The 3,584-nt window shown below is 61.5% G+C and carries 2 pseudogenes; both read left to right on the top strand.

Annotation, left to right across the window (positions count from 1 at the left end):
- Window positions 1-720, top strand: a pseudogene (locus tag AC0AII_RS08765) (RCC1 domain-containing protein); the annotation flags it as partial.
- Window positions 721-1,250: 530 nt separating this feature from the next.
- Window positions 1,251-3,584: pseudogene (locus AC0AII_RS08760) on the top strand (InlB B-repeat-containing protein); the annotation flags it as partial.

Genomic DNA, 3,584 nt, shown 5'->3' with positions numbered 1-3,584 from the left:
TATTCGTCTGTTCCTGTACACGTGCGCGACCCCGCCAGCCCCACAGACAAGAGCAAAGGACTGCAAGCCACACAGGTCAGCGCCGGAGGCGATCATTCGCTGGCCGTGGGCAGCGACGGAAACACCTACGCCTGGGGATGCAACTACAGTGGCCAGCTCGGCAGCACTAGCTATTCGTCTGTTCCTGTACACGTGCGCGACCCCGCCAGCCCCACAGACAAGAGCAAAGGACTGCAAGCCACACAGGTCAGCGCTGGAAGCCATGATTCGCTGGCCCTGGGCAGCGACGGCTACGCCTACGCCTGGGGATCCAACAACGCTGGCCAGCTCGGCAACGGCACCACCAGCGGCTACTACGATTCGAACCCTGTTCCTGTGCCGGTGTCGTTCAACCTGCAGCTGGTGATCACCGGCGTCAGATTCGACCAGACCGCCGTATCAGGCCTGACGCGTGGCGATGGCAATAGCGTGACCGTGCTCACGCCTGCACACCTGCCGGGCACGGTCACCGTCAGCGTGGACTACACGCTGGGCGGCGCACCCCAAACGCCGGACACCTCCCTCAGGTACACGTACCTGCCAGCAGGCGTGCTCCCCCGCGCTGGCGGGGAGGGCATCCTGCTCGCCCTGGCCGCCGGCATGACCGGCATGGGCGGGGTCCTGGCCTCGCGCCGCCACCGGCAGGAAACACGCCGACTATTGCACGCTTCGCTCGAGTAAGAGCGGCCGGGCGGCGTATCAATCCCCCCGCCCCCGGCCCATACAGGGGGAGCAGGGAGGAACGTGCCACTTACGGCTCAAACCCCAAGAGAGCCGACACGTTCCTCCCGCGCCCCCACCACACTTCTGCAGGCAGAAGCCGAGGGCAGGCATGCACGCCCCCGCCCTCGCCTGGGAGAGGAGGAAACACGGCCAGGCCGGCCAGGAGGCTCAACAGCCTCCAGCCAGCCCGGCCGCTGTTCATTTCTCTTCCCCCCTCCCTCCTCATAATTTGGCGAGCAGCCGCCTTTACCCAACCATCGAAGTCATCACCACCCAGGGCTCGGACCTGGCTCATGTGTGTTGCTTGTTAATCCGGTGGTATGGTGAAAAACGTGGGGGCGTCGAGAAGACAACTGGCTTCCGCCATTGGCTCATGCAATCCGATGCAGGGCTGGCGTTGAAGGACAGAAGGGCTTTCCGACGGACAGAACTTTAAACAAACAAACGGCATTTGAATTCGTTTGGTGTTGGTAAGGGGTTTTGGTTTCATGCATGTGGTTTCTCCTCTGCGTCGCGCGTTGGCGATGATGATCGTCCTGTTGAGCCTGCTGGCAGGCTTGGGCGTCGCGTCCGCAAACGCGGCGGACGCTCCTGTACTCACCGGGGGGGGGGGGTCGTCAGACCCCTCGCGTAGCTAACGGAACCTCCGGCACTCTCCCCAGCAACGCAACACACACTCCACTTCCGACCCCATCACCACTGACAACCACATCATTATTAAATCCCGAAACAACAGATTCATCTGCTCCGTCATCGCCGACGGCTACTACCAGCAGTACGAATTCCGCTTCAACCAAGCCATCCGGCAAGCCGGATGATCAAGCCACGCACACGGTGCGCTTCGACCCGAATAACGGAAACAAGCCAACACAGTCAACCGTGAAAACCGGCACTCTCGTCATCCCTCCAGAACACAACCCTGTACGTGAAAGCTTCCAGTTCGAAGGATGGACGCTTGACGGCCAGCCCTATGACTTCCAGACGCCCATCCTGCAAAACCTAACCCTGACTGCAAAATGGGCCAAAACCACGGACTGGACGCTAAGCCCGAACCATGGGCCCGCCGCCGGCACCCAGCTAACCATCAGCCCGCCCGACAAACAAGAGCCCTACTACACGAGCATCCACCACGCGGGAGATCAAATTGTGGGCCTGACCGGAGACGGCCGCATCTACACTTGGACGCAAGACAGTACACCAAAACAGGTCCTCTTCCCCGCCCAAGCTGCCGACGGGTTCCACTACCTGCAAGTCACCACCGGCAGCCAATTGCAGGCCGCATTAGGATCCGACCAGCACATCTACACCTGGACCAGCCAACAGCCCACGCCCACCATCCTCGACACCAGCCGGAACACCAGGTTCACCAGCATCAGCCTGAACGATGACCGACTGCTAGCCGTGGACCAGCAAGGGCAGGTCCACACCTTCCAAGCCAGCCAGCCCCGCACCCAGGATCCGACTGCAAAGCCCGGAGAGCAAACGGCAGCAGGCCTCCCCGGAGAGGCACAGGCCATCACCGCCCTCGCCTCCGGCAGCCGGATCCTCATCGTGGACGCGGACGGACAAGCCTGGATCTGGGACGCGAACAACACCGGAAAAGCCAAACCCGTACGCGTCAGACAGAACCCAGGAATCCGCATCGTCCAAGCCCAAGCCCTCAGTAAAGGAATCCTCCTGCTGGACGTGGACGGGCAGACCTATCACATAGCCGACAGCAACACCAATCCCACAGCTCTCAGCCTGCCGGACGGCGCAAAGGCCAGCAGTATCTCCAGCAGCAAAGATCAGACCATAATCACCAGCAACGACGGCCACGTCTGGGCCTGGAAGCCCGGCGAAACCCCCAAGCGTGCAGACGATGGGAACCAGCAATATATGCAGACCGCTGAAGTCGGAAGCATGATCACCTCTATTAGCAAGCAGGGCGACATATACGAGTGGAGCCTGGACGAGCAGGGTCAGCCAGGCAAACCAACCCGGCTCGACACCGACACAGCGCCCACCCTGGAATCAGCCAACATGGACGGCCAAGCTTTGACGCTCAGCAGGAACAACGACTCATGGCAGGCGGACATACCCGCCCGCAAGCCAGGACCAACCACCATCCTCATCACCGGCAGGCAGGACAGCCGGCCCTTCACCAGAAACCTCAAGTACACGGTCGACCAGCCGCTGACCAGAGCCGACCGGCAGGGCACGACCTACACCGTCAGTTTCAATGCGGACGGAGGAAGCCCCGAACCAGGAGACCAGCATGTTTCCACCCCGTACGGCAGGGTGAAGCGTCCCTCCCCCGATCCGGCGCGTGAAGGCTTTCTGTTCGACGGGTGGTTCATCGGGCAGGTCGCCTATGATTTCAGCAGGCCCGTTACCAAGGATCTGACCCTGACCGCCAAGTGGACTGAAAGACGGAACACCAAGTGGAACATCAGCCCCGACAAGGGCAGCCAGCTAGGCAGGGAATCCACCACCATCACCCCGCCGGACAGCGCCAGCCGAGGCATCAAGTTCAGCCAGGTCAGCGCAGGAAATGTCTACAACTCCGGCTACGGCTTTTCCTTGGCGGTGGGCAGCGACGGAAACGCTTACGCATGGGGACGCAACCAGTATGGCCAGCTCGGAGACGGAACAACCACCAGCCGGACTACGCCACTTAGGGTGAGGAAGCCTGACCGCAACACGGATCCGGACGTGCCCAAGGATTTCACCTACGTGCAGGTCAGCGCCGGATACGATCATTCGCTGGCCCTGGGCAGCGACGGAAACATCTACGCATGGGGAAGCAACAGCAATGGTCAGCTCGGAGACGGAACAACCAC

The organism is Bifidobacterium sp. VU/mBH4 (B4), assembly GCF_058199535.1.
The sequence above is the reverse complement of the archived record's forward strand: the minus strand, read 5'-3'. Positions and strand labels throughout refer to the sequence as shown.